We start from the raw sequence: 26,316 nt of genomic DNA, 5'->3' as shown, positions 1-26,316 counted from the left end.
TTGCAAAAAGCATTACGTTGAGTCCAATAATTACGAAAATATGAACTTTCAAAATACATTATCATTTGCCAGGACAATGGATCAACAAGATCCTTTGCAAAAATTCCGTGATGAATTCTTATTTCCACAGCAAAATGGTAAACCTTTTATATATCTGTGCGGAAATTCACTTGGTCTTCAGCCCAGATCGGCACGTGAAGTGCTTGGAAAAGAATTAGACAACTGGCAAAACCTGGCAGTAGAAGGCTGGTTTGAAGGCGAGCGTCCATGGATGTTTTACCATCAAGAGCTTAAGAAATTAATGGCACCGATTGTAGGTGCGCTTCCTGCAGAAGTTTGCCCGATGAACACGCTGACAGTTAACCTTCATTTGTTACTGGTGAGCTTTTATCGCCCTCAGCAGAAAAGATTTAAGATCATTATGGAGGCTGGTGCTTTTCCTTCTGATCAGTATGCACTGGAAAGTCAGGTTCGGTTTCATGGTTATGATCCCGCAGAAGCTATTATTGAAGTCGCTCCAAGAGCTGGTGAATATACTTTGCGGACAGCTGATATTGTTGCCCGTATTGCTGAAAATGCAGATGAACTGGCGTTGGTTTTGTTTGGTGGAATTAACTACTTTACAGGGCAGTGGTTTGATATGAAGGCCATTACTGAGGCTGGTCATGCTGCTGGTGCAGTTGTAGGATTTGATTTGGCGCATGCTGCCGGAAATGTTCCTGTGCAATTGCATGATTGGGATATAGATTTTGCTTGCTGGTGTTCCTATAAATATCAAAATAGTGGGCCTGGTGGAATAGGAGGCCTGTTTATTCATGAGAAACATTTCAAAGATGATTCATTGAACCGCTTTGCAGGATGGTGGGGATATCAGGAATCTACCCGTTTTAAGATGGAAAAGGGTTTTGTGCCTGAACCAGGAGCAGACGGCTGGCAGATCAGCTGTTCGCAGGTCATGCCAATGGCTTTATATTATGCGTCGCTGCAAATTTTCGAAGCTGCTGGTTTTATGGGGCCAATCAGAGCAAAGAGTAAGCTTTTAACCGCATATTTGATCTATACCATAGACCAGGTGAACCTGGCTATCGGGTATCAGCAATACCAGGTAATTACGCCCGAAAATGAAAATGACAGGGGCACGCAGGTTTCTATCATTGCTTCTGGAAATGCTAAAGGAGTTTTTGAGAAACTGGTTGCGCATAATGTATTAGGTGATTGGAGAGAGCCGAATGTGATTCGTCTGAGCCCTGTACCTTTATATAATTCTTTTGAGGATGTGTTCCTGACAGGTGAATTGTTGTTGAAGATAAGTAAAGAGATCGCTGTATGATAAATTACAATCCTAAAGATTGGTTCACATTTATTTTTCATATCCATAAAGCGGATACATTTAGAAAATTATGGCCGCTGATGCTCAGCGTAGCTGTATTTTCTGGTATCATTGCTTATACCGAACTCCATTTTTTAAAGCTGGCGCAAACCGCGACAGTCAAGAATATCGGGATGATGCATAGTCTGCTCGGATTTGTGATTTCCATGTTATTGGTTTTCCGGACCAATACTTCTTACGACCGCTGGTGGGAGGGCAGAAGGTTACTGGGGGAACTGACAAATATCAGCCGTAACCTGGCTATCAAGATCAAATCGCTGAAATTGGGGGAGCAGGAGTATGAATATTTCAGCTATGCGATTCCCAAGTATGCTTTTGCCTTGAAAGAACATTTGCGGGAGAAGCAGTATTTCGGTAAAAACAGTTTCCTGGTGGAGGTTGACGGCGGGAAACATATTCCTAACCAGGTTGCAGCGAGTCTTTCTGCGCGGATTTTCGATCTGGAGGCTGCGGGTAAGATTTCCGGGGAGCAACTGATTATATTGAGTGGCGATCTGAACCGTTTTACGGATATTTGTGGTGGATGTGAGCGGATTAAAAAGACACCTATCCCTTTTTCTTATAGTGCTTTTATTAAAAAATTCTTGTTTATCTATGTGATCACTTTGCCATTCGGCTGGGTATTCAGCCTGGGTTATTTCGTTGTTCCGATTGTACCCTTTATATTATATGTACTGGCGAGTCTGGAGCTGATTGCTGAAGAAATAGAAAATCCATTCGGGCAGGATGCGAATGATTTGCCCGTAGATGAGATTTGTAATCACATCGAAAAGCATGTGGGGGAGATTTTGAATTAAATGATAAAAATAGCTTATCATCCTTTATATGCGCACCCTTTACCACAAGGGCATCGTTTCCCGATGTTAAAGTATGAATTGATACCAGAACAATTATTACATGAAGGAGTGATTACTACTGCTCAGCTTTTTGAACCTGAGCAGCTGAATGAAGAGATCGTGTTGTTAGCACATGATTCAGGATATTGGGCACAGCTGAGAGATTTTACCTTACCCCCAAGAGCACAGCGAAGAATCGGTTTTCCGCTTAATGCACAGTTATTGGAACGTGAGCTCAGGATTGCTCAGGGAACTATTGACGGTGCTTTGTTCGCAAAGGAGTTTGGTCTTGCTTTTAATGTAGCTGGTGGTACCCATCATGCTGGTTCTGATTGGGGAGAAGGATTTTGCTTGCTGAATGATCAGGCAATCGCTGCGAATTACCTGTTGAACAAAGGGATTTATAAACGGATTTTGATAATAGACTTAGATGTACACCAGGGAAATGGTACCGCTCAGATTTTAGAGAATGTACCAGGTGTATTTACTTTTTCTATGCATGGTGAAAAGAACTTTCCCTTCCGCAAAGAGGTTTCTGACTGGGATATCGGATTAGATGCGGGAACCGGGGATGATGTTTATCTTTCCCTGCTTGCCCATGTATTGCCGGAACTTTACCAGCGGCACCGGCCGGAGTTTGTTTTTTATTTATCGGGCGTGGATGTTTTAGCTACGGATAAGTTAGGGAAACTGGATATGAGTAAACAGGGGTGTATGGAGCGGGACAGGATGGTTTTTCAATTTTGTAAGGAAAATGGATTGCCAGTACAGGTGAGTATGGGCGGTGGATATTCACCTTTGATTAAGGATATTGTAGAAGCACATTGTAATACCTTTAAAGCCGGTTTGGATTTGTTATCTCCAATCTGAGGCTTTCCTTTTTTTTCAACATCCTTTCAGCTTCCACGCAGGTAAGTGGTACAATGTCTGATCTCTCTGATAATGAGAGTTGAAAAGTCTTCAACCTGTTTGTTAACATCATATTCTTTGACGCCTCCGCACGGCTGAATACAGCCAGGAAACAAGTTCATGGTTTTTTAATGTGAAGTATTTTGATGAAATTTAGGGATTCTAAAAAAGGAGAATAGATGAAGATTGTAATTGCAGAGAAACCATCCGTTGCACGTGAATTAGCTAAAGTATTTGGCGCAACGGGTAGAAAAGACGGATACATTGAGGGAAAAGGTTACACTTTTACCTGGGCATTCGGACATCTGCTGCAATTGGCACCTCCGCAAGAGTATGGCTTTATTGGCTGGAGAAGACAACATTTGCCCATGCTTCCGGCTAAATTTAAACTGGCAATCCGGAAAATTAAAACCAAGGATGGCCTGGTAGAAGATCCGGGAGTCAGGAAGCAGCTCGATATTATTAAAAAACTTTTTGATGAGGCTACCGAGATTATCGTAGCAACGGATGCCGGGAGGGAAGGTGAACTTATTTTCCGCTATATCTACTATTTCCTGAAATGTAAAAAGCCTTTCAAAAGACTCTGGATCTCTTCGCAGACTGATGAAGCTATTAAAGAAGGGTTCCGGAATCTGAAGCCTGGTACTGATTACGATACCTTGTTCAATTCAGCACATTGCAGGTCAGAATCTGACTGGCTGGTTGGAATGAATGCCACTCAGGCTTTAAGTATTTCTGCTGGTGCAAGATCAGTACTTTCGCTCGGCAGGGTACAGACCCCTACTTTAGCGATGATCTGTTCCAGATTTATTGAAACTAAGAATTTTGTACCACAATTATATTATCAGCTGGGTATACAGCTGGATAAAGACGGACAGCTTTTTAAGGCAGTCTCTACAGTCAACTTCAATGTAAAAGAAGAAGCGCAGGTATTATTTGATAAGATTGAAGATGTTGGTTCTGGATTTCCAGCTGGAGGAAAGATCCTCGATGTAGAAGCGAAACCGCGTAAAGAGCCACCTCCTTTACTGCATGATTTAAGTAGTTTGCAGCAGGAAGCCAATAAACGTAAAGGTTATACAGCAGATCAGACACTTAACCTGCTTCAGAATTTATATGAAAGTAAGCTGGTTTCCTATCCGCGTACAGGGAGCAGATACATTGGAGATGATGTTTTTGCTGGTGTCCCTCAATTGATTACACAGCTGACAACACATCCTGATTTTGGAAAACAGGCAGAATTTCTGATGACTATACCTTTGAACAAAAGGAGTGTGAATGCAAAGAAAGTTACCGATCACCACGCTATTTTACCAACAGGTGAAACCCCTGCTCACTTAAGCGCCGATAAACAGGCCGTTTACGATATGGTAGTAGGCCGTATGCTGGAAGCTTTTCATCAGGAATGCGTAAAAGAGGTCACTAAAATAACTATTGAATCCGGTTCTCTGTTTATTGCAAATGGAACGGTTATCCGCTCCGCAGGATGGCGATCGGTATTAAATGATAAAGAAGAAGATAAAAAGGATGAGGATAACCCTTCACTTCCAAAAGTTAAAAAAGGTGAACTTTTGCCTATCGTGGAAAAAGCATTATTAGAGAAGCAGACCAAGCCTAAACCCTTATACAATGAGGCTTCTTTGTTAAAAGCACTGGAAACATCAGGTAAGGAGATCGAAGATGAAGAGCTGCGTTACGCAATGAAAGATAGCGGACTGGGAACTCCGGCTACCAGGGCCTCAATCATCGAGACCCTGATCACCAGGGAATATATTATGCGGGAGAAAAGAAATCTTGTCCCGACTTTTAAAGGGCTGGCAGTTTATGATGTGGTGAAAGATCAGAAGATTGCACAGGCAGAATTAACTGGTTCATGGGAGAAAAGACTGGAAGAAATCCGTTCCGGCGCCTCGGTTGCAGACTTTAAAGCAGAAATCTCTGAATATACCAGGTCAATTACTAACGAATTACTTGCTGCAGGAGCAGGATTGGCAGAAAAATTGGTACCGAAAAAGGAAGATCCGGCGGTTGTATAGCAATCGCTATCCTATTTTCCTGAGCAGTAAAGCAGATAATTGCGTTGTAATCTTTCCTGCTTTCCCGTCACCAATTGCTTTTCCATCTACCTTTAGCACAGGAAGAATGTTTTTAGTCGTGCTGGTTATAAACGCTTCGCTTGCATTATAAAGTTCTTCCAGGCTAAAATCACGCGCAGTCAATTGAAAACCTGTGTCTTTAAGGTTTAGTATGTTTTTACGGATCACTCCGCTCAGTACATTATTTTTGGCGGTAACTACTTCGCCCTCAGTAGTTACTATAAAAAAGTTTGCCCTTGGTGTTTCTTTAACAAAACCATCATATTGATACAATACATCGTCGGCATTATTTTCTTTAATCAATGGTTGCAGCCAGATGGCCATAGCATAATCCAGTGTTTTCATTTCTGAAAACTGTCTTTGATAAGGATAGGTAATTAAAGTGATGCCATCAGATTGAAGCCCCTTAGGGAGCGTTAAGGCTGTTTGAGTAATGATCAGGTTTTGTGTGGCTGGCAGGGTATAGGCGTCAGCAGAATAGCCTCCGGTTAAAGTCATCTTAATTCCTGAATCCGGTAAATTATTTCTCTGCATCAGTTCAGTAATAATATCTTTCAATTCTTCAGGGGTCTGACTAATATGCAGATGCATTTTTTTTGCAGAGTTATAAAAGCGTGTCAGGTGATCGTCTAAGAAAACAGGCTTACCATTTATTGTTTTAAAGAAGTCAAATATTCCATAACCTCTTTGTATAGAAAGATCGGTAACCAGCAGGGAGGCCTGAGCTTCCGCTATAAAATTATGGTTTAGAAAAACAGTGTTAGCTCTCATTGTTTGCGCTGTTTAGGTTTGGCAGATGTTCTGAAAATGAAATAAGAGCTGTTAATTAACAGGCCCGTGCAATATTAACAAATTTCCGGGGCTTGATACTTCATCCAATTGTTATATTCGTTGAATGATTTAGCTATTCAAATCTATGTATATCACTTTATTGATGTTCTGTGCATTAGCCTTATTGGTTTATGCTACTCTAAAATTACCTGTTTTTGGCCGTTTACCCGAAGGTGCAAGGCTGGAACGTATCCGTCAGCTGCCTAATGCGGCAGGTGATGAACTGCAAAATCAATCTTTAACGCCTATGGTACCTGAAGGTGGTTATCCGGCTATAATTAAAGCCATGCTGAAAGGTAATCCTAACAGCAGGCCGGCAACTGCTTTGCCGCATGTTTTACCCGAACTGGATTCCGTATCCGGTGCCAAATTAACCTGGTTTGGGCATTCTTCTTATTTATTACAACTGGATACTTTGAAAATACTGGTGGATCCGGTATTCAGTCAAACACCTTCTCCGTTTTCTTTTATTGGTAAAAAACAATATGCTGGTACTGATTTTATCAGGGCGGAAGATTTTCCTGCAATTGATGTACTGCTGATTACACATGATCATTATGATCATATGGATTATCAGAGTATACTAAAACTGAAAGACAGGGTAAAACATTTTTTGACCTCCGCAGGTGCAGGTTCTCATTTAATCCGCTGGGGAATTCCGGCAGAAAAGATCACAGAGCTGGCATGGGAGGAACAGGCCGTTTTATGCGGTTTGAAATTCACGGCGAAACCAGCAAGACATTTTACAGGAAGACTGCTTAAGCGTAACCGGACTTTATGGTCTTCATTTATCCTGGAAACCCCTGAACATAAATTGTTTTTAGGTGGTGACTCTGGTTATGACAGTCATTTTAAGGTTATTGGTGAAGAACATGGCCCTTTTGATCTGGCAATTTTAGAATGCGGACAGTACAATGAACTATGGCCATTAATCCATATGTTTCCTGAACAAACTGTGATGGCGGCTAAAGATTTGAAAGCAAAAGTGCTTTTACCTGTACATTGGGCAAAGTTCACACTGGCTTTACACGATTGGAATGATTCTGTTTTACGCGTTACTAAAAGTGCTGAAGAGTCGGCTCAGCGTATTACAACCCCTTTATTGGGAGAAACGTTTTTGCTGGGTGGGGATTATCCTCAAACAAAATGGTGGCTAAATATAGAGAATGGTAAACAATAGGTTTTAATGCTTGTTATACCTGTGAATTCAAAATATTAAAGCTATGAAAACCGATCTTATAGAAATTTTTCAAACAATCAGGGCAACTTTACAACCTTATACTACTTTAGGTTTCAATGATGGGACGAATAGTGATCAGAAATACGATCTTTGGGCTGCTGCGCCTGCCGGAAAGGATGGAGAGGGGAAAGCAGGTGTGTTTTTTCTCAGTATAGAGATTAAAGATGACCATGTTGCTTTTGATCTCCTGCCTGATTCTGTTCCTCAGCATGAGCGTACCATGTATATTAAAGAGCTGGATGAAGTAACTTTGAATTTAATAGAAGATAAAGTTGCCGCCGGTTATAAAATATTCAAAGAACAGGAATGGGTATAAGGGATTATAAATAAAAAATACGAGTGAGTAAACCAAAAATAAGCTGGCAAGAAGAGCTTAAACAAGCGTTACTGGATATTGGCATTGAGTCAGAACTTTATACTTCTGACTCTTTTCTTTTATTGAAGTTCCGGGATAATGATGCCTTGTATCTTAACCTGTTAAGTATAAAAGCTCATCCTGGTTCAGCAGAAACCTTACTATTACAGCAGAAATATACAGGTTCAGCTAAACAGCTGATTCAGCTTTGGGAAGATATCTGGTATACCAGGCCAGCACAGGTTTTAAGCCGTATTAGTGCATTACTGGGAAAAAACCAACGGATTCACGGCAGAAAAACTCTTGTGGTAAGTATCACTCAGCCAGAGGCTGATGTGTTTTTAAAAAAGAATCACCTCCAGGGATCAGCTAAGGCAAGGCATCGGTACGCTTTGGTTTTTGCTGGTCAGTTTATTGCTGTGGCTACTTTTAGTGGTAAACGGAAAATGACCAGAAAACAAGCTGACTATACTTCTGTTGAACTGATCAGGTTTGCTACGGCTGATGGATTTACAGTACAAGGCGGACTAAGCAAGCTAATTAAACATTTAATCAAAACTATTCTTCCCAGTGATGTGATGACCTATGCAGACCTGGACTGGTCTTATGGTAAAGGTTATACGAAACTGGGCTTTGAATTGGCCGGGCAAATCCCTCCGGCAGAAATATGGCTGGATCAGGTTAACAATATCCGTTATTTTCCTCATCGTTTGCCAGAAAATATCAGGATTGCTGCTGCTCATTTAGCAGAAACAGAGAAAATCACCTATTTAAATTCCTTAAACTATAGCCGTGTTTTTAATATGGGAAACCTGAAATATATCATACTATGCAATTAGAGAAAAATCCACTTTTAATTATACTTGGCCCAACAGCTTCAGGGAAAACTAAACTTGCGGTTAGTGTTGCCGATATATTGGACGGAGAGATTATCAGTGCAGACAGCAGACAGGTATTTAAAGATATGGATCTTGGAACAGGAAAGGATCTGCACGAATACCAGATCGGTGAAAAGCTTATTCCATATCATCTGATCAATATCAGGGAAGCCGGGGAAAGTTATAATGTGAATTCATTTAAGGATGATTTCTATCAAATATTTGAACACCTTAACCAGCAGCATAAAGTTCCGGTATTGTGTGGCGGGACAGGAATGTATATGCATAGTATCCTGCAAAACCACCAGTACACAGCAGTTCCGGTAAACGAAGAATTGCGGACAAGTCTTTCTGCGTTTGATATTGACGCACTGCGTAAAGTATTGGCTGGTTATCCGGCTGCATTAACAGCCCATGCAGATCTTTCTTCTGCCAAGCGGCTGGTTAGAGCCATTGAAATTGCAGCCTATTTACAGCAGCATACCCTGGCAGCAGAAAATCGCCCTTTATTGAACCCCCTGGTCATTGGTTTGGGTGGAGAAGTTGATTCCCGCCGCGAAAGAATTTATCAAAGACTGAATGAGCGTTTTGATAATGGATTGATAGCAGAAGTAGAAGGGCTTTTAGCGCGGGGTGTAAGTGCTGAAAAACTGATCTTTTATGGTTTGGAGTATAAATTTATCACTGAGTATCTCCAAAATAAGCTCACTTTACCAGAATTAAAGGAGAAATTGTACATCGCAATCCGTCAATTTGCAAAGAGGCAAATGACTTTTTTCAGAAAAATGGAAAAAGACGGTATTATGATAAACTGGCTTGATTCTTCCAGAAGCACCGCTCAGTTAACACAGGAAGTTATTAAATTATATAAAGAATCATTCAAACGGTAAGCAGCTGTTACAGAAGCTGATCAAGTATCTTTTGCCTGCCTGTGCAGGATTTGAAATTTCTGATTTTTACCGAAGATCTGCCTGCTTTGAAAAATGCCATCTATTCAGGTTTCATGCTTGTTTTATAGCCGGACTGATCGCCGGATTGCTGTAGTGGCATGCATTTTGTATTTAGTCCATGAAAGATTGATAAAAATTGTCAATCGTCAAAACACATGAATAAATATAATAAAATGAAAGTTTCTACTAAATTCCTTGCTTCGGCAGCAGCTGTCGTGGCAATATTCTTTACAACTAATGTTAGTGCTCAAAAAATAGGTATTGGTGCAAATATCGGTGTCCCTACCAATAACAATTATAGTGTTGCTGCTGGTATCGATGTACGTGCACAATTTGATGTAACTAAGCAACTATCTATTCCAATTGCAACAGGTTATAACCACTATTTTGCAAAAGACCGTGTATATAGTGTTGGTGCTGTTAATAACATTGAAGTTCCTGACTATGCTTACATTCCTGTAAAAACTGGTTTAAAGTATTTCTTTGATCCAACAGGTTCAGGTATCTATGCAATGGGTGAAGTAGGTGCTGCTTTTGGAGTATCTAAAGATTCAAAAACAACTTTCCTTTATGCGCCAACTCTGGGTTACTCATGGAGTAACGGTTTAGACTTAGGTTTAAAGTATGAAAATACAGGTAAAGGTGATGCATTACGTTATGCAAACAACTATGACAACAAAAGCGTAGGACAGATCGCATTGCGTATCGCTTACGGTTTCAAGTTATAAGCTGAAAAGCTAACTTAAACATAAAAAGGGTGTGTATTTTTAAATACACACCCTTTTTATGTTTAAGCTATTCTTCTGCGCCTATTTCCGCTGCTTCCCGAAGGAGCGGCTCAAATAGGTTCTGGCCTGTTATAAACCATTAATTTATCTGCTGAAATCTGTTTGTTCTGAAGATTGAAATTTATTATTTCATTAATGAATGAATATTCACTTATATTTGTTTAATCATTTGATAATTATGCGCGCAAGAGATATAGAGAAAGAGAACCTGGTAAAAAAAATTGCTGTAGAAACTATAGCACAAGGTGGTTTTGAAAGTTTTAGTATGAATAAGCTCGCCAAAGCTTGTGGCATTTCCGTAGCCACACTTTATATTTATTACAAGGACAAGGATGATCTTCTTTCGCAGCTTGCAGTGGAGCATGGTAAGATGCTGGCCAATACCATGCTTCACAACTTTGATGCGGAGGCCTCTTTTGAAGATGGATTACGTCAGCAGTGGGAAAACAGGTATCGTGATCTGATCAATAACCCAACACTGAGCAAATTTAATGAGCAGTTGAGAGCCTCTGTTTATCAGGATCAGTTTCTTTCTACTTTAATGAAAGGTGCCTTAGCTCCACTTCAAAGATTCAATGACAATATTGTCTCTCGGGGAGAAGTCCGGGAAATGCCTTTCGAGGTTTACTGGTCAGTGGCCTTTGCACCTCTTTACGCTTTAATCAAGTTTAACAATGAAGGGCAAAGCCTGGGTGGTAAACCATTCAAAATGACTGATGAGATGTTATGGGAGGCGTTTGATTTAGTAGTCAAAGGATTAAGAAAATAAATATCAATGATTTTACTAATGTATTTAAACAGAATCAAGAATGACAAAAAATGGAAAATTTCAATCATATCCTGCTTTTTAGAACAGATATAAAATCTGAAGAGGATAAACAGGCTTTACAGCCCTTATTGGACAAAGACAAGAATATTGAACAATGGAACGTAGATCTCGATGATGAGGATTTCGTTTTAAGGATTGTCTCCTATACCCTAAAACATGACCAGGTTATCGAAATGGTCCAGAATTGCGGCTACCATTGTTGTGAATTAACTTAAGTTTATGGAAACCAAAGGAACCACACCTTTTTCCGGCTATCAGAAGATCGTCATCTTTATTTTAGCAATGACTCAATTTACTGTTATACTTGACTTTATGGTCATGTCCCCTTTGGGCGATATGCTGATCAAGTCTTTAAGTATGAAGCCTTCCTCTTTCGGGATTGCAGTTTCTGCTTATGCTTTCAGCGCAGGTATATCTGGTTTATTAACTGCGGGATTTGCAGACCGCTTTGATCGTAAAAAACTGCTTTTATTTTTTTACAGCGGTTTCATCGTTGGAACCTTTTTATGCAGTTTGGCCAATTCTTTTGAATTGCTGGTCGCTGCTCGTATTATTACTGGTTTATTTGGCGGGGTAATCAGTTCTATTGCTATGGCCATTATTACGGACCTTTTTAGTTTGAAGCAAAGAGGAAGAGTAATGGGTTTTATACAAATGGGCTTTGGTGCGAGCCAGGTACTGGGGATCCCGATAGGCTTGTATATAGCTAACAAATGGGGGTGGGAATCTCCTTTTGTGATGGTTGCGGCAGTTGCAATACTCATTGCTGTTTTAATTGTGATGGTTTTAAAGCCAATCAACAAGCATCTGGGTTTGCAGCATGACCGTTCTGCATTCAGGCATCTCTGGCATACCGTGTCCAGGAAAAATTACAGGATTGGTTTTGCCGCAACGGCTGCACTGTCAATAGGTGGTTTCATGATGATGCCATTTGGAAGCGTATTTGCGGTTAATAACCTGCATGTTACAGCTGAGGAACTGCCCGTATTATTTATGGTTTCCGGAGTAAGTTCATTGATCATCATGCCTTTAATTGGGAAATTAAGTGATACGGTCAGTAAATTCAGGATTTTCAGTATTGCTTCTATCTGGACTATACTGATTTGTGTGGCCTATACTAATTTGCAGGCAACACCATTCTGGATAGTGATTGGCCTTAACGTTTTGATGATGATTGGAATTATGAGCCGGATGGTTCCTTCTTCTGCTTTAACAAGCGCAATTCCTGATATGGAAGACAGGGGGGCATTTATGAGTATTAACTCTTCTATGCAGCAAATTGCAGGCGGTATAGCTGCAGCGGCTTCAGGTATGATTGTTGTTCAGCAAACAAAATTCAGTCCTATAGAACATTATAATATAGTTGGCTATGTGGTTGTAGTAGTCACATTGATCAGCATATTTTTAATGTACAGAGTGAACCAGCTGGCTAAAAATAAACCAGTTGCTGTAGCTAAAACAGAAGAACCTGAACTGGCGATATCAGAATTTTAACAGCATTCTGCTGTTTTGATGACCAATTTTTACTATAAATCCGTTGATCGTATTCTGCTCGTAGTTGAGAGGGGGTTGAAAGGGCCATTGGCCCTTTCAACCCCCTCTCAACTACGAGCAATTATACATACTGGATAGTTCAGCTAGCTATCAGCTCCTTCTGATGCCTGATTTATCTATCATCTGATCAAATGCATTTTTAATAACACGGTTTAATTCCTGCTGTTTATAACCAGCTGTCAACTGATCAAGCTGATGTAAAACAGATAAGCTCAATCTTGTGTCCTGCAGATAAGCCTGCTGAAATTCGGGTGCAAGTGTACAAACATAACTGAACTCCTGAGCAAGAAAACCAGCTGTTTCTTTAGTGAGCTGATTGGCCTCTTTAATCCGGTTCAGCGCATATAAATTCTGAATGGTACTGATCCTGTTCACCGTATCTCTCACCGAATAATTGGTGAGTGGTAAGTCTCTGAGACATTTCTGCATTAAATGTGCGGCCTTTGCAGATTTTCCTTCCATAATCAGATTGCTGGCGAGTGTATTGTTAAAGCCCCAGGTCGAAAATACGATCCTTTTAGATTCCTGATCCAGGTAAGAAGCCTTATGGAATGCGGTGTAATCTATTTTGTTCATCACATTTGTGTACATCACATCAGAATTGGTTTTCTCGCTTTTATCCCTGCTATCCTCTGCTGCGGTTTTAAAAGGAAGTAAACGGTAAGCATATCCTTCCAGGTAAAGATATTGATCAAGGCCAATATAAGTATCTTGTGATACGGAGGTCGCAAAATATACCGGGCGTTCCCAATTGTTATGAATAAGAATATCAAATAATGCTAAATCACCTTTACTGGCATAAGATTTATTAAAGTTCCACTCCATTGTTTTACTTACCTCTGCCTTTTGAGCAGGGGTAATGGTATGTGTTTTAACCAATTGTTCAGGATCTATAGTTAGTTTTAATTTTTTAGTGGGCAGAAAATTCATAAATGTACCATCGGTCATCTGTACCTGGTCTTCTTTGTTTTCGGAAGTCATTACTGCAAACAGATCCTTCAGCTCTACACTATCAGTTAATCCGTAATCTACATAAGGCAGATAATCTCTGACACCAGAAACATACTTTTCTTCGGCCATGGTGATAGGTAATGGCGCCGATTTATTCATTTGCTTCTTCAATTGATTAATGAAAGAAGCATCGGGCAAAAACTGCATGCAAATTACACGTACATCTGTTCTGAAGCCTTCTACCTCTTGTGCATACCAAAGCGGGAAAGTATCATTGTCAGCATTCGTGAAAAGAATTGCATTGGGGGCACAGGAGTTTAGATAATTCTTCGCCCAGTCTGTTGCCGTGTTTTTATGAGACCGGTCATGATCATCCCATCCCTGAACACCCATTAATACAGGTGCGGCCAGTAAACATGTCACTGCAGCGATGATCAGGCTTAACCTCTGGTGTGCGATTTTTGATAAAAGTTCTTTCAGTGCGAGTACACCAAAGCCAATACAAATGGCAAAGGCATAAAAAGACCCGGCATAGGCATAATCCCTTTCTCTTGGCTGCAACGGATCTTGATTAAGGTAGAGAATAATCGCTATACCAGTAAAGAAAAATAAGGTGATTACCACTATTCCATCGGTTTTATTTCTGCGGTAAAGCCAGATCAGCCCGGCAATTCCCATCATTAACGGGAATCCATAGTATACGTTATGCCCGGCATTGGTGGTGATGGATGTAGGGAGATCAGACTGGCTGCCTAAACGCAGGCTATCGAGTACTTTGATACCCGTGATCCAGTTGCCATCTTGTACATTTCCAACGCCCTGAACATCGTTTTGTCTTCCTGCAAAATTCCATAAAAAGTAACGCCAGTACATAAACCCCAATTGCCAGGAGGTAAAAAAGCTCAAATTCTGGGTAAAGGTTGGCGTTTGTCCTTCATTGAGGTTTAGCCATTGCTGATAATATTTATCGTGTCCGGCTTTCTGACTGAAAGTTCTTGGAAAGAGGATGTTTTTATCATAAGTGGTTTTGTAGGTTTTTCCGGATATTTCGTATTTTGAAGCTCCTTTACGGTAGGTATTCCCGGTTTCTTTATTCTCTACTACTTTAGCATCAAAGGTATTCCCGTAAATTAAGGGAGCAGATCCATAATTTGTACGTCCCAGGTAATCATAGAGAGAAAACGGCATATCCGGATTGCTCAGGTTGATATTGGTTTTTGCATCTGCTCTGATCAAAATCATCAGGTAGGAGCTAAAGCCAAAAAGAACAAATACTAAACAAAGCAGCGCCATATTCAGGTTATATTGATGTCTGCGTACCGAGTAATTTATCGCGGCATATAAAATTGCTGCAAAGAGTAAAATGAAACATATAGCGCCTGAGCCAAAGAAAAGCCCCAGAGTATTTACAAAAAGAAGGTCGGCTTCTGCTGCAAACAGCACAAAGTACTGGATCAGTACAAACTGAACAATCCCTACAATCAAACAACCGGTTAAAAAGGCTTTCATTGTACCCAGGATTCCAGGTTTCTCTGCTTTTTTAAAGTAATAAACGAGGGTTACGGCAGGTATGGTCAATAAACTTAAAAGATGAACACCAATAGAAAGACCCACAATAAAGGAAATGAAAATCAGCCAGCGGTTATCAGTTTCATTTTCCCATCTCAGCATGGCCCAGAAAGTAACTGCGGTGAACAAAGAGGAGAGCGCATAAACTTCTGATTCTACGGCTGAAAACCAAAAGGTATCAGAGAAGGTATAAGCAAGTGCACCTATCGCTCCGGCAGCAATAATACTGTAGGTTTTGCTGCCAACTCTCTCTTTCCTGTAAATTTTGGAAGCTAGTGCCGTGATCGTCCAGAAAAGAAACATAATAGTGGCTGCACTGGCAATCACAGCACTAAAATTAATCCAGTAGGCGATTTTTGCAGGATTACCCATCGCCAGCAGACTGAACATTTTTCCAATCATCAAAAAAAGCGGTGCGCCGGGCTGGTGTCCAACTTGTAATTTATTGGCGGTTGCAATAAATTCTCCGCAATCATAGAAACTTGCGGTCGGCTCCATCGTCAGCCAGTAGGTAAGCAGGGCAATGCTAAAAAGCACAAAACCGGCAACTGTATTGATCAGGCGATATTTCTTTTTTTCTTCAGGCGTATTAATCAGCTCGTTGAATTCTGTACCGATCAATTCACGCACTTCAGTCATATTGAATTTAGCAGAAGCCGGTTTCTGTTCCAGAGAAGTAATGAGGTGATCATATAATTCGTCAAGCATATCTTCAGTGAGCGATAAACCCAGGAGATGCTGCCGTATTTCTAAATGCTGCTGTGCGGTTAGTTTCATGAGAGTTTAGATTTGAGGTTAAGCAGCAATTGCAGATTCCCAATAAAACTCTCGGCTTCCTGAAGTTTGTTTTCTACTTCTTTTTTGCCTGCGGTGGTCAGCGCATAATACTTGCGGACTCTGTTGTCCACTAATTCTGTACTGGTGCTTAACATACCGTCAGCTTCCATTTTATGCAGGCTGGGATACATGGCACCTTCTGTTAGTTTAATTTCTCCACTGGTGATTTCCTTCACTTTCTGGGTAATCTCATAACCATACATCTTCTCATTTTCCTGTAGAAGTTTTAAAATGATAGTTTGCAGGCTGCCTTTTAACATTCCGTTTGCTGTACTCATAAAGCAAATATATAATTTTCTTACATACATAGGAAAATTATGTATACTGATTTTTAGTTATTTAATCAGCTTTACTGTCGGGAAATGTAAAAGGCAGCCTGCTTAAAGCGAAAACAGCTGCTCGCTTATTTTATTTTAGCATAAATTTCAACGATTTCCTGATTGATATTCAAACTATCAATTTTCTCTATACCTTTTTGTGTGATAGTATCATTCTTTAAAGTCAGTGTGAATTTGAAATCTCTGTTTTCCCATTCCCGGTAGTTACAATACGCTAAATGTTCCTGGTATTGATCACCTTTAAGAGAAAAAGTTCCTGCACCAGCATCGTAAACAGGAACAGGTACGGCACCTTTTGCCAGGTCATGTTTGAAAAAAGCAAAATGTGTCCCATTGAATAATTTAATCATTTCCTGTCCTTTTACGGGGTAGGTGACCTCTGTTTTTGCACCTCTGGTAACTTTACTGGAAACCAGTTTCCAGGTACCTGCAATAGATTGATTTGTTAATTCAGTTGAAGATGGAACTTTGTCTGTGCAGGCAGCCAGGCAGGTGAGCCCGGCAAGAAGTAATAATTGAAATTTCATTTAATCTGGTTAAGGGGTTAATTTGGGTTAAAATGATGTTTTAATTGAAAAATTAAAACAGATACAATCTAGTAAATTAATTGTATAACGGGGAATTTAAATTAAATAAGCGGTTATCTATCGTGTTTTTACTTAGTTAGTTAGCTTGATTATTACGTGTTTTTACGCTTGATAATCTGAGTTCAGATCTGGTATTTTTATGGCAACCAGGTATGAATAATTTATGAAAAGAAAGCTAACGTTAGTGGAAGGAACCATGTATGGTGACGGACAGACGGCGGTAAATGCAGTTGTTGCAGTAAAAATTAAAGGTAGTATTGATGCTGGAAACTTACAGCATGCGCTATCAAAAGTGCAGGCCAGACATCCGCTGCTGAATGTCAATGTCCGGGAGGATTCAACCGGGATTCCTTATTTTATAACGAACGAAAACATAGGACAAATACCTGTCCGGACTGCTAACCGCTATACCAATGAGGATTGGGAAAAGCAAACCTCTGTTGAATGTCTGACCCCATTTGATACGAAAAACGGGCCATTAATGCGTGTTGTTTATTTAAAGTCTGCCGAAGCTTCAAATTTGATTATGGTTTGTCATCATTGTATCTGTGATGGAAGGGCTATCCTGAATCTTCTGGATGAAACATTGCGTTTACTGGCCGAACCGCACATTGATATTGGTACCTATCATTCATTCAGTTCTTTATATGATTTTATTCCCGACCAGGTAAAAAAAAGCAGGAAAAATCTATTGATGGTTTCCCTGGTTAAAAAATTGTCCGGACTGATGTTGCTGGCAGCAGCTTCGAAAAAGGAGATCAAAAGGGTAAAACCTTATTTGCTGCATTGGAGAATAAACGAGGAAGAATCTGCTGCCATACTGAGCAAGTGCAGGAAAGAAGGTGTTTCTTTACATGCGGTATTAAGTGTTATTTTTCTAAAGGCATATGATACTATTGGAACTATCAAATCTCATAAAAAGCTCTACTGTGCAGTAGATATGCGAAAATTCGTCCCTGAAATTAAAAATGATATGTTATTTGCTTTTCCTGCAATGATTGAACTGGGGCTTAAAGGCGGCTGTAATATTGAATTCTGGGATCAGGTGCGCCTGCTTAAAGAGGAACTGATCCTGAAAATCAGCAAAACTAACGTGAACAGGATTTTCCTGCTCGATGAAGGGCTTTCCACTTTCCTGCCTAAGCTTGCTAAATACGCTAAAGTGGATAAAGGAGCCCATGATTTCACTTTTTCGAATATGGGCAATTCTTCTATTCAGGAAAACTATGGACTGGTAGAAGTTCAGGATGTGTATTCGCCGGTAACCATATTCCCTTTTGGAAATCCATCTACTTTCTTCGCATCTGCCTTTAGGGGGCAGCTTGATCTTATGATGACCTCCGATGCGCATTTCATTAAATATGAAGAGGCTGTAATGATCAGAGAGAAGGTCATGGAGTTATTAAAAGAGATGAATTAATGATAGATTCTGATTTTATGAATGCAGAACCAGTTCACAGTCTACCATAACTTCCTGGTATCCGGTTGTTTCTGTTTTCTGGTCAATTAACTTTAGAAGTAGTTTAATCGCATTTTCGCCCATCGACTCAGGGTTCTCTTCGATAGAAGCCAGCGGAGGATTGTCCAGGTAGCGGATAAATGGCATATTCCCGAAACCAATGAATTCTGTTTGTTCCATTTTTTCATATAGGTTGGCACGCAGGTATTTCATGGCATCAAATAGAATCTGCTCTTTAAAAGCTACCAGTGCAGTAGGTGGGTTTTTACTATGATAAAATAGCTCTTTAATTGCATGATTGGTGTTCTCCTTATCAAAATCTGTATAAGCAACCAGGCTGGCATCAAAAGGAATATGGTTATCATTCAAGGCATTGATATAACCCTTAAATCTATCATGCGTAAAGCTGGTCATTTTCGGGCCGCCCAGGTAAGCAACTCTTTGATGTCCCCGTTTGATTAAAAAATCGGTGGCTTTATAACATCCCTGATAAGTATTACTTAATACTTTATGACAACTTAAATTAAAGCCCGGGTTTCTGCCATAATAAATAATTGGCAGGCCAAGGTTCTCAAACATATCTAAATGATCAAAATGCTGTGTGTTTTTAGAAACGGCGATAATCAGACCATCAATACGGCTTTTCAGCAGCATATTAGCCAGATCAACTTCCTTTTTCAAGTCATCGTAAGACTGGCCGATAATTACATTGTAACCATATTGGCGGGCATGTTGTTCAATCCCGAAAATGCTTCTGGTAAAATAATGATCCATCAGGTCTGGTAAAATGATACCAATCGTATAAGATTTCTGGATCTGTAAATTAAGCGCTGATTTATTGGGTGTGAAATGCAATTCGGCAGCCATTTGCTTTACCCGCTCTTTGGTATAGGCATTAATGGTTGGGTAGTCGTTAAGAGCTTTGGATACTGTAGATATAGATATTTTTAGCTTTTGAGCTAAAAGTTTGAGGGTTACGGGCGTTTTTGTACTCATTAGGTTAGTTAACGATCGCCTAAATATAAGATAATAAACAATATCAAATATTGCTATGCAGGATCAGCAGGTTTATCGCCTGAGTGCTAAGAAATAAAATTTGCCTGCTCTATTTTAATTATTAAATAAATCTGATATGGAGTTACCCGGGCAATGCCATTAAATGGCTGTAAAACCTGAATTATTTCAAACGTTTGAAACGCAGAAACAACCGTTTGAGCAGCTTTTGTTACAGATGATATGAATCATATGCCCTTGGCCTTTTATAAATTGCGTCCGTATAATGATGGTTTTTTAGCCTAATTTTATTGAAAAAATTTGAATAATGAAGGTAACAGAAAAATCAGGTATTTATAAAATGACCCAGACTATGCGCTGGTTTGGCCCGAATGATCCGGTTATCCTGGCTGATATTTTACAGGCAGGCTGCACTGGTATTGTCAGTGCTTTGCACCATATTCCAAATGGAGTAGTCTGGGAGGAAGGGGAGATTAAAAAACATAAACAGCTGATTGAAGATGCCGGTTTACATTGGGATGTAGTGGAGAGTTTACCTGTACATGAAGCCATTAAAACACAAGCTGAAAACTTTGAATACTATATTAATAATTACAAACAATCCTTAAAAAATCTGGCGGCCTGCGGCATCCATACGGTTACTTATAACTTTATGCCTGTGCTGGACTGGACACGTACCAATCTGGCTTTTGAATTGCCAAACGGAGCCAGGGCCCTGAAATTTGAAAAAGCCGCAGTCTGTGCATTTGATGTTTTTATTTTAAAAAGACCGGACGCTGCTGCTGCTTATACTAAACAGCAGCTCATCAAAGGAAAAGCATGGTTTGATCAGGCTGATGAACAACAGAAGACGCTGTTACAGCGTAATATCATAGCTGGGTTACCCGGGAGTGAAGAGAGCTTTACGCTGGAACAATTTCAAGCTGCTTTAGATCAATACCAGGGAATAGATGAACAGAAGCTGAGCAATCACCTGGTGTATTTTCTTTCAGAAATTATGCCTGTAGCCGATGAGCTCGGGATTAAAATGGTTGTGCATCCGGATGATCCGCCTTATGCAATTTTTGGATTGCCACGTGTGGTCAGCACAGCACAACATTTGCGCAAAATATTTTCAGCAGTACCCTCTTTAAATAATGGCTTATGTTTTTGCACGGGTTCCTTTGGTGTTCGTGAAGATAATGACCTTACCGCGATGATCAGGGAATTTGCAGCAAGGATCAATTTTATTCATTTGAGGAGTACAAAAAGAAATGAGGAAGGTGATTTCTTTGAAGACAACCATTTAGACGGTGATGTGGACATGTACAGTGTGGTTAAAGAAATCTTTAATCAGCAGCAACTGCGGCAAATCAGTATTCCTGTTCGTCCGGATCATGGTCATCAGCTGCTGGATGATTTACGCAAAAAAACTAACCCCGGATATTCCGCAATCGGACGTTTAAAAGGCCTGGCAGAATTAAGAGGCCTTGAATTTGGGATATTTAACGAATACCTGCATAAATTATAGGTATCTGTAACTATTCAAAGACAAGCAAGACAACTATTACAACCAGATATTAACCGAAAATTAGCTGATATGACGGAAAGTACGATCATCACTGATAACTTTTTATTGAGTAATAAAAAGGCAGTTTTGCTTTATCATGAATATGCAAAGCATCTGCCAGTAATTGATTTTCATAATCATTTATCTCCGCTGCAGATTGCAGAAGATAAGAAATTTGATAACCTGACCGATATCTGGCTAAAAGGTGACCATTATAAATGGAGAGCCATGCGTGCATTGGGCGTAGATGAGGCGCTGATTACCGGACAGGCCAGTGATGCAGCGAAATTTAAAGCCTGGGCACAGGTTGTTCCTGCCACCTTAAGAAATCCTTTGTTTCACTGGACACATATGGAACTTAAAAATCCATTCGGAATCCATAGCTATTTAAATGGGGATTCCTCAGACCGGATTTATCAGCAGGCAAACGAACTTTTAGCTCAGGATAAATTCTCGGCCCGTGGTTTACTGAAAAATTTCAAGGTAGAGATGTTAGGTACAACAGATGATCCTTGTGATGATTTAAACCATCACCAGCAATTAATCAAAGAAGGGTACGAGGTTAAAGTTAAACCTTCATTCCGCCCGGATAAGGTTTTTATGATCGGAGAGCCGGATACATTTAAAGCCTACCTTAAATTGTTGGGCCAGAAAGCCGGAGTTGAAATTACCAGTATAGACTCTCTTTTAGAGGCGTTAAAAAATAGAGTTGACTTCTTTGCTTTACAACAATGTTCCATCTCAGATCATGGGCTAAGTGTTTTACCAACTCGTTTTACATTAACTGCTGCACAAGAGCAGGAGTTCAGCACATTCCTTAAATCTGATCAGGCATTGTTTTCTGATCCTGACGCTTTTGCTGGTTTTATTTTAACTGAGCTTTGCAAAATGTATCATGAAAGGGGCTGGGTACAACAATTTCATGTCGGTGCGATCCGCAATAATAATAAAGGGATGCTGCATAAGCTTGGTCCTGATACTGGTTTTGATTCTATCGGGGATGAGAAACATGCAGAGAATTTATCGGCTTTTTTAAGTCACCTGACTTTAACGGATCAGTTAGCTCAAACTGTGGTTTATAACCTGAATCCTGCCGATAATGAGGTGATTGCAACCATGCTGGGTAATTTTGCGGACGGCAGGGTCGGGGGGAAAATGCAATTTGGATCAGGCTGGTGGTTTTTAGACCAGAAAGACGGGATAGAGAAGCAGCTCAATGCTTTATCTAATATGGGAGTGGTGAGCACATTTATTGGAATGCTGACAGATTCACGCAGTTTTCTGTCTTACTCCCGTCATGAATATTTCAGAAGAGTTATGTGTAATCTTTTCGGCTCGGAGATGGAAGCAGGCCTGTTACCGGATGATGAAAAATGGGTAGGAGAGATGATCAGCAATATCTGTTACTCTAATGCTAAAAACTATTTCGGGTTAAACCGGGGTTAACGGGGCAGTAATCAATAACAAATGGTTTATAGTTTTTTATCAGCGGTAGAGTTTCTGATGATAAGTTCAGAGGGTATTACCGTAATATCCTGCTGAACTTTATTGTTTTTAGGATCAAGAGAATTGAGGAGTAGTGTGGCCGCAGTTTGTCCAATCAAAAATGCAGGCTGGGAGACAGTAGTTAAAGATGGGTTCAAAATTCCTGCTGTTGGATTATTTGAAAAACTAATTACTTTCAGGTCTTGAGGGATTTTTAAGTTTAACTGTTCACAGGCCAGGTAAACAGGTAAAGTAAGTTTATCTACAATGGCCAGCAGACCATCGGGCCTGTTTTTAGCTTGTAAGCTCTTATAAATTTGATCATAGCATTGAATATCATCGTCACAAAAGAGGATCTGATTCTCTTCAAATAACATATGATGATCTGACATTGCTTTTTGATAACCCAGAATTCTTTGCTTGCTGATCTCCAGATCCGGGGAAATTGTACAGACATTTATCTTTTTACAACCGCAATTCAAAAGATGCTGAGTAGCCTGGTAACAGCTCTCAAAATCATTGGTAACGACTTTTGGCAGCAGCATTTGCTCCATGACCCTGTCAAAAAATATAACAGGAATATTCTCCTGCTCCATAACCGCAATGTGTGCTGTGGCTGTCGTATTTTTGGTTACAGATATCAATAATCCATCTATTCTTCCTTTTTTGATATATTCCAGTATTTCTTTTTCCCTGTTGTAATCTTCGTGCGTTAAATAAATGAGTACGTGGTATCCTTTTTCCCTGGCTACGGCTTCTATACCGTTGATCACCAACGCAAAAAAGTGATCGGCAATTTCGGGTAAGACAACCGCTATAGTCTCGCTTTTTCGGGTTCTTAAGCTCCTGGCATAGGTATTTGGTGTGTAGTTAAGTTCTGCTGCCAATGCTTTTACCCGCTTTTTTGTGGGTTCGCTGATCTCATGGCTGTCCTGTAAGGCTTTCGAAATCGTAGTAGCTGATAAATTCAGTCTGCCGGCCAGTACTTTGATGGTTATGTTTTCCATAAGGAGATCAGGTTTACCCAAAAAATACAGAAAATAATCGATTATTTACTTTATCGTTAACGTAAATAATTAACAGGATGTCTGTCAGATTAAGGAAATAAATCGGGATATTGATTAAGGTAATGGTTTAACAACCAGATTAATTGATTTCAGGATCTTAAAATTTGTAAAATGAAAGAAGCAACCAGTTCAGCACAGGAGAATCCGTTAAATTCACTCGATCAATGGGAAGACGATTTGTTGGAACGCTATCCGGACCCTAAAGCAATTGCTCAGGAAAAGGACACTGCTGCATTCAGAAATTATGAAACACCTGAAAAAGCAGCTGTCAAAGAGTTTTACAGGTTGCAGCATCTCAACCAAACTTATGATTTTGTACAACAGAAAAGAGCGGAATATCTGAAGTTTGCTCAAATGGAAATGTCTGTTTGGGAAGCCTTTGATTTTTTAAATCAACTGGTAGATGACTCCGATCCGGATACTGACCTTGACCAGCTGCAACATTTATTACAAACCAGTGAAGCGATCCGAAGCCAGGGACATCCCGACTGGATGGTACTGACCGGGCTTTTTCATGACATGGGAAAAGTACTTTGTTTATTCGGTGAACCACAATGGGCGGTAGTAGGTGATAGTTATCCTGTAGGCTGCGCTTATTCCGATAAAATAGTTTTCTCCGAATTTTTTGCAGATAACCCTGATTTTAAAAATCCTCTATACAATACAAAATATGGGATTTATGAGCCCGGATGTGGATTGGATAACGTAACTATGACCTGGGGACATGATGAATATGTGTATCATTTATTGAAAGACTATCTGCCGGAACAAGCCTTGTATATGCTTCGTTATCATTCATTTTATCCTCAGCACCGGGAAAATGCCTATGCACACCTGATGACCAGCCACGATAAAAAAATGTTTAAATGGGTAGATCTGTTTAATCCTTTTGATCTTTATTCTAAAAGTGCGGTTCCACCAGACTGGAAAACGCTAAAACCTTATTATGAAGATCTGGTTGCTAAATATCTGCCTGCTAAATTAAAGTTTTAAGCAAACCTATACCCACCATTTCTTTTAGATTCATTACATTTACTTTCGCACCTGAGCTGTAAATGTAATGAATCTGATGCCCTCAATCCTATAACCAAATATTAGACTATGAACTCGAAACTCTCACTGGGGGGTATTGGCGTCTTTGTAATTTATTTTATCATCGTCGCTTTATATGGATACTACGTTTATAAAAAGAAAAGTAAGGTTAATGATTCCAAGAATTTCTTTTTAGCTGAAGGGTCACTGACCTGGTGGGCGATCGGGGCTTCAATTATTGCTTCTAATATTTCTGCAGAACAATTTATCGGGATGAGCGGGGAAGGTTTTTTCGCGGGTATAGCCGTTGCTGTTTATGAATGGCTGGGTGCTGCGGTGCTGATCCTTGTGGCTGTATTTTTTATGCCTGTATATATTAAGAATAAGATCTATACTATGCCTCAGTTCCTTAAAAACAGGTACAATGGCAGCGTGGCACTGATCATGAGCGTATTCTGGATTTTCCTTTATGTTTTTATCAATTTAACTTCTATTTTATATTTGGGGGCCTTAGCTATCAATGGATTGATAGGTGGAGAATATTTTCATATCGTGATGATCTGTCTGGCCGTATTTGCCATTATAATTACACTGGGCGGTATGCGGGTTATTGGCTATACAGATGTAATTCAGGTAGGGGTATTGATTATTGGCGGGCTGGCTACGACCTATATGACTTTAACGATTGTTGGTGAAAAATTTGGTGTGGGCAGTGAAGCTATTGCTGGTTTTAAAGTGCTGCTCAGAGAAGCACCGGAACATTTCCATCTGATGCTGGCCAAACCTAAGCCAGGTGCTTCACAGGTGGATATTAATAAATATCTGATTCTTCCTGCTGTGGGAATGTATGCTGCAGGTCAGTGGATCAGCAACCTGAACTATTGGGGCTGCAATCAATATATCACACAACGTGCATTGGGGGCCGATTTACAGACAGCCCGTACAGGTATTCTTTTTGCAAGTCTGCTTAAAATATTAATGCCAGTTATTGTGATGCTGCCCGGAATTATAGCTTATGTGTTATATAAAGGTGGCCACCTGCAGTTGACAGGGGGCAAAGACAGTGCATACTCTGCTATACTTAGTTTGCTGCCTCCTGAATTAAAAGGTTTGGCTGCTGCTGCTTTAACCGCTGCTATTGTAGCTTCACTGGCTGGGAAATGTAATAGTATATCCACTATTTTTACACTTGATATTTATAAAAAACATATCAACACACTATCAAGTGAACAGCGCATGGTCTGGACAGGGCGTATGGCTATTGTCGTTTCGATGGTAGTTGCTGTCTTGTTTACCTGGAATGATTTACTGGGGATCGGAAGGGCAGGTGGTTATACCTTCGTTCAAAAATACACCAGTTATATCAGTCCCGGAGTTTTTGCAACTTTCATTTTAGGGATGTTCTGGAAACGTACCAATAGTATTGCAGCTTTTACGGGCATTATCTTTGGCTTTCTGATCTCTGTTTTCTTTAATGAATTCGCCGTTAAGGTATTTGGCCCGGAGACGATTTTATATACAGCTTTCCCAAATATGGATGGGATCTATGAAATTCCATTCTTTATTTGCCTGAGCTGGTCTTTCCTCATCACTGTATTGGTGATGGTTGGCACAAGTATTTTAGGCCCGCGTATTAATCCTAAAGCATTTGAACTGGATGCAGAGATGTTTAAGCTCAAACCGTCTTCAATTGTATTAATCGTATCTATTATGCTGCTGTTAATTGCTATTTATGCACGTTTCTGGTAAAACTAATCATATTTCATTCCGGG

General features: G+C 40.0%; 23 protein-coding genes. 17 read left to right on the top strand and 6 right to left on the bottom strand.

Features of this window, described 5'->3' with window-relative positions:
• Nucleotides 1–40 precede the first annotated feature (40 nt).
• The 4 genes from kynU (at nucleotide 41) to AB3G38_RS07960 (ending at nucleotide 5,171) form a co-directional block, all read left to right on the top strand.
• Entirely contained in the window at nucleotides 41–1,330 is a 1,290-nt protein-coding gene (kynU, locus tag AB3G38_RS07975) for a kynureninase (RefSeq protein WP_367867964.1), read from the top strand.
• Nucleotides 1,327–2,187: a bestrophin family protein gene (locus AB3G38_RS07970; protein ID WP_367867963.1), complete on the top strand. Its 861-nt coding sequence runs from the start codon at nucleotides 1,327–1,329 to the stop codon at nucleotides 2,185–2,187. The genes kynU and AB3G38_RS07970 overlap by 4 nt, the downstream gene beginning before the upstream one ends.
• On the top strand, nucleotides 2,188–3,096 hold the full coding sequence (locus AB3G38_RS07965; protein WP_367867962.1) for a histone deacetylase: 909 nt from the start codon (nucleotides 2,188–2,190) through the stop codon (nucleotides 3,094–3,096).
• Nucleotides 3,097–3,314: 218 nt separating this feature from the next.
• The gene (locus AB3G38_RS07960) at nucleotides 3,315–5,171 is read left to right on the top strand and encodes a DNA topoisomerase (RefSeq protein WP_367867961.1); all 1,857 of its coding nucleotides are present in this window, start codon (nucleotides 3,315–3,317) and stop codon (nucleotides 5,169–5,171) included.
• 6 nt (nucleotides 5,172–5,177) lie between these two features.
• Here the strand turns inward: AB3G38_RS07960 and AB3G38_RS07955 are convergent, their stop codons facing one another.
• Entirely contained in the window at nucleotides 5,178–6,002 is an 825-nt protein-coding gene (locus tag AB3G38_RS07955) for an aminotransferase class IV (protein WP_367867960.1), read from the bottom strand.
• Between the two features lie 145 nt (nucleotides 6,003–6,147).
• Between AB3G38_RS07955 and AB3G38_RS07950 the strand changes: the two genes are divergently transcribed.
• The 8 genes from AB3G38_RS07950 to AB3G38_RS07915 all read left to right on the top strand — a co-directional run bounded on the left by AB3G38_RS07950 (nucleotide 6,148) and on the right by AB3G38_RS07915 (nucleotide 12,596).
• Nucleotides 6,148–7,242, top strand: a complete 1,095-nt coding sequence (locus AB3G38_RS07950) for an MBL fold metallo-hydrolase (protein ID WP_367867959.1) — start codon at nucleotides 6,148–6,150, stop codon at nucleotides 7,240–7,242.
• 43 nt (nucleotides 7,243–7,285) lie between these two features.
• Nucleotides 7,286–7,618, top strand: a complete 333-nt coding sequence (locus AB3G38_RS07945) for a hypothetical protein (protein ID WP_367867958.1) — start codon at nucleotides 7,286–7,288, stop codon at nucleotides 7,616–7,618.
• Nucleotides 7,619–7,641: 23 nt separating this feature from the next.
• Nucleotides 7,642–8,496 (top strand): hypothetical protein, encoded by an 855-nt coding sequence (locus AB3G38_RS07940; RefSeq protein WP_367867957.1) that lies wholly within the window; start codon nucleotides 7,642–7,644, stop codon nucleotides 8,494–8,496.
• A complete protein-coding gene (gene miaA / locus AB3G38_RS07935; protein ID WP_367867956.1) occupies nucleotides 8,487–9,425 on the top strand; it encodes a tRNA (adenosine(37)-N6)-dimethylallyltransferase MiaA in 939 nt (312 codons plus the stop codon). Before AB3G38_RS07940 ends, miaA begins: the two co-directional genes overlap by 10 nt.
• 233 nt (nucleotides 9,426–9,658) lie before the next feature.
• Nucleotides 9,659–10,213, top strand: coding sequence for a hypothetical protein (locus AB3G38_RS07930; protein ID WP_367867955.1), 555 nt, complete (start codon nucleotides 9,659–9,661; stop codon nucleotides 10,211–10,213).
• Between the two features lie 238 nt (nucleotides 10,214–10,451).
• Nucleotides 10,452–11,042: a TetR/AcrR family transcriptional regulator gene (locus AB3G38_RS07925; protein ID WP_367867954.1), complete on the top strand. Its 591-nt coding sequence runs from the start codon at nucleotides 10,452–10,454 to the stop codon at nucleotides 11,040–11,042.
• A 50-nt stretch (nucleotides 11,043–11,092) separates the two neighbouring features.
• The gene (locus AB3G38_RS07920; protein ID WP_367867953.1) at nucleotides 11,093–11,317 is read left to right on the top strand and encodes a hypothetical protein; all 225 of its coding nucleotides are present in this window, start codon (nucleotides 11,093–11,095) and stop codon (nucleotides 11,315–11,317) included.
• A gap of 4 nt (nucleotides 11,318–11,321) precedes the next feature.
• Complete coding sequence (locus AB3G38_RS07915; RefSeq protein WP_367867952.1) at nucleotides 11,322–12,596, top strand: MFS transporter; 1,275 nt, start codon at nucleotides 11,322–11,324, stop codon at nucleotides 12,594–12,596.
• A gap of 150 nt (nucleotides 12,597–12,746) precedes the next feature.
• Here the strand turns inward: AB3G38_RS07915 and AB3G38_RS07910 are convergent, their stop codons facing one another.
• The 3 genes from AB3G38_RS07910 to AB3G38_RS07900 form a co-directional block, all read right to left on the bottom strand.
• A complete protein-coding gene (locus AB3G38_RS07910; RefSeq protein ID WP_367867951.1) occupies nucleotides 12,747–15,953 on the bottom strand; it encodes a DUF2723 domain-containing protein in 3,207 nt (1,068 codons plus the stop codon).
• Nucleotides 15,950–16,291 carry a PadR family transcriptional regulator gene (locus AB3G38_RS07905; RefSeq protein ID WP_183866699.1) on the bottom strand — a complete coding sequence of 114 codons (342 nt, stop codon included), beginning with the start codon at nucleotides 16,289–16,291 and terminating at the stop codon, nucleotides 15,950–15,952. The genes AB3G38_RS07910 and AB3G38_RS07905 overlap by 4 nt, the downstream gene beginning before the upstream one ends.
• Before the next feature lie 125 nt (nucleotides 16,292–16,416).
• Nucleotides 16,417–16,878 carry a hypothetical protein gene (locus AB3G38_RS07900; protein ID WP_367867950.1) on the bottom strand — a complete coding sequence of 154 codons (462 nt, stop codon included), beginning with the start codon at nucleotides 16,876–16,878 and terminating at the stop codon, nucleotides 16,417–16,419.
• A gap of 223 nt (nucleotides 16,879–17,101) precedes the next feature.
• On the opposite strand from AB3G38_RS07900, the gene AB3G38_RS07895 reads away from it, so the two are divergent.
• On the top strand, nucleotides 17,102–18,358 hold the full coding sequence (locus tag AB3G38_RS07895; protein ID WP_367867949.1) for a condensation domain-containing protein: 1,257 nt from the start codon (nucleotides 17,102–17,104) through the stop codon (nucleotides 18,356–18,358).
• Between the two features lie 15 nt (nucleotides 18,359–18,373).
• Here AB3G38_RS07895 and AB3G38_RS07890 read toward each other — a convergent pair whose 3' ends face one another.
• Nucleotides 18,374–19,393, bottom strand: coding sequence for a LacI family DNA-binding transcriptional regulator (locus AB3G38_RS07890; RefSeq protein ID WP_367867948.1), 1,020 nt, complete (start codon nucleotides 19,391–19,393; stop codon nucleotides 18,374–18,376).
• 325 nt (nucleotides 19,394–19,718) lie between these two features.
• Here AB3G38_RS07890 and uxuA point away from each other — a divergent pair, with 325 nt between their 5' ends.
• Both uxuA and uxaC read left to right on the top strand, forming a co-directional pair.
• Nucleotides 19,719–20,921, top strand: coding sequence for a mannonate dehydratase (gene uxuA / locus AB3G38_RS07885; protein ID WP_367867947.1), 1,203 nt, complete (start codon nucleotides 19,719–19,721; stop codon nucleotides 20,919–20,921).
• 69 nt (nucleotides 20,922–20,990) lie between these two features.
• On the top strand, nucleotides 20,991–22,406 hold the full coding sequence (uxaC, locus tag AB3G38_RS07880; protein WP_367867946.1) for a glucuronate isomerase: 1,416 nt from the start codon (nucleotides 20,991–20,993) through the stop codon (nucleotides 22,404–22,406).
• A 26-nt stretch (nucleotides 22,407–22,432) separates the two neighbouring features.
• Here the strand turns inward: uxaC and AB3G38_RS07875 are convergent, their stop codons facing one another.
• Entirely contained in the window at nucleotides 22,433–23,452 is a 1,020-nt protein-coding gene (locus AB3G38_RS07875; protein WP_367867945.1) for a LacI family DNA-binding transcriptional regulator, read from the bottom strand.
• Nucleotides 23,453–23,623: 171 nt separating this feature from the next.
• Between AB3G38_RS07875 and AB3G38_RS07870 the strand changes: the two genes are divergently transcribed.
• A complete protein-coding gene (locus AB3G38_RS07870) occupies nucleotides 23,624–24,505 on the top strand; it encodes an inositol oxygenase family protein (protein ID WP_367867944.1) in 882 nt (293 codons plus the stop codon).
• Between the two features lie 108 nt (nucleotides 24,506–24,613).
• A complete protein-coding gene (locus tag AB3G38_RS07865; protein WP_367867943.1) occupies nucleotides 24,614–26,293 on the top strand; it encodes a sodium/solute symporter in 1,680 nt (559 codons plus the stop codon).
• The last annotated feature ends 23 nt before the right edge of the window (nucleotides 26,294–26,316 follow it).

Origin of the sequence: Pedobacter sp. WC2423 (assembly GCF_040822065.1) — a bacterium.
GTDB lineage: Bacteria > Bacteroidota > Bacteroidia > Sphingobacteriales > Sphingobacteriaceae > Pedobacter.
The sequence above is the reverse complement of the archived record's forward strand: the minus strand, read 5'-3'. Positions and strand labels throughout refer to the sequence as shown.

Excerpts from the sequence above, each read along its gene's own strand:
- kynU (WP_367867964.1), top strand. The coding sequence starts at position 41 with ATGAACTTTCAAAATACATTATCATTTGCCAGGACAATGGATCAACAA.
- AB3G38_RS07970 (WP_367867963.1), top strand. The coding sequence starts at position 1,327 with ATGATAAATTACAATCCTAAAGATTGGTTCACATTTATTTTTCATATC.
- AB3G38_RS07965 (WP_367867962.1), top strand. The coding sequence starts at position 2,188 with ATGATAAAAATAGCTTATCATCCTTTATATGCGCACCCTTTACCACAA.
- AB3G38_RS07960 (WP_367867961.1), top strand. The coding sequence starts at position 3,315 with ATGAAGATTGTAATTGCAGAGAAACCATCCGTTGCACGTGAATTAGCT.
- AB3G38_RS07955 (WP_367867960.1), bottom strand. The coding sequence starts at position 6,002 with ATGAGAGCTAACACTGTTTTTCTAAACCATAATTTTATAGCGGAAGCT.
- AB3G38_RS07950 (WP_367867959.1), top strand. The coding sequence starts at position 6,148 with ATGTATATCACTTTATTGATGTTCTGTGCATTAGCCTTATTGGTTTAT.
- AB3G38_RS07945 (WP_367867958.1), top strand. The coding sequence starts at position 7,286 with ATGAAAACCGATCTTATAGAAATTTTTCAAACAATCAGGGCAACTTTA.
- miaA (WP_367867956.1), top strand. The coding sequence starts at position 8,487 with ATGCAATTAGAGAAAAATCCACTTTTAATTATACTTGGCCCAACAGCT.
- AB3G38_RS07930 (WP_367867955.1), top strand. The coding sequence starts at position 9,659 with ATGAAAGTTTCTACTAAATTCCTTGCTTCGGCAGCAGCTGTCGTGGCA.
- AB3G38_RS07925 (WP_367867954.1), top strand. The coding sequence starts at position 10,452 with ATGCGCGCAAGAGATATAGAGAAAGAGAACCTGGTAAAAAAAATTGCT.
- AB3G38_RS07920 (WP_367867953.1), top strand. The coding sequence starts at position 11,093 with ATGGAAAATTTCAATCATATCCTGCTTTTTAGAACAGATATAAAATCT.
- AB3G38_RS07915 (WP_367867952.1), top strand. The coding sequence starts at position 11,322 with ATGGAAACCAAAGGAACCACACCTTTTTCCGGCTATCAGAAGATCGTC.
- AB3G38_RS07910 (WP_367867951.1), bottom strand. The coding sequence starts at position 15,953 with ATGAAACTAACCGCACAGCAGCATTTAGAAATACGGCAGCATCTCCTG.
- AB3G38_RS07905 (WP_183866699.1), bottom strand. The coding sequence starts at position 16,291 with ATGAGTACAGCAAACGGAATGTTAAAAGGCAGCCTGCAAACTATCATT.
- AB3G38_RS07900 (WP_367867950.1), bottom strand. The coding sequence starts at position 16,878 with ATGAAATTTCAATTATTACTTCTTGCCGGGCTCACCTGCCTGGCTGCC.
- AB3G38_RS07895 (WP_367867949.1), top strand. The coding sequence starts at position 17,102 with ATGAAAAGAAAGCTAACGTTAGTGGAAGGAACCATGTATGGTGACGGA.
- AB3G38_RS07890 (WP_367867948.1), bottom strand. The coding sequence starts at position 19,393 with ATGAGTACAAAAACGCCCGTAACCCTCAAACTTTTAGCTCAAAAGCTA.
- uxuA (WP_367867947.1), top strand. The coding sequence starts at position 19,719 with ATGAAGGTAACAGAAAAATCAGGTATTTATAAAATGACCCAGACTATG.
- uxaC (WP_367867946.1), top strand. The coding sequence starts at position 20,991 with ATGACGGAAAGTACGATCATCACTGATAACTTTTTATTGAGTAATAAA.
- AB3G38_RS07875 (WP_367867945.1), bottom strand. The coding sequence starts at position 23,452 with ATGGAAAACATAACCATCAAAGTACTGGCCGGCAGACTGAATTTATCA.
- AB3G38_RS07870 (WP_367867944.1), top strand. The coding sequence starts at position 23,624 with ATGAAAGAAGCAACCAGTTCAGCACAGGAGAATCCGTTAAATTCACTC.
- AB3G38_RS07865 (WP_367867943.1), top strand. The coding sequence starts at position 24,614 with ATGAACTCGAAACTCTCACTGGGGGGTATTGGCGTCTTTGTAATTTAT.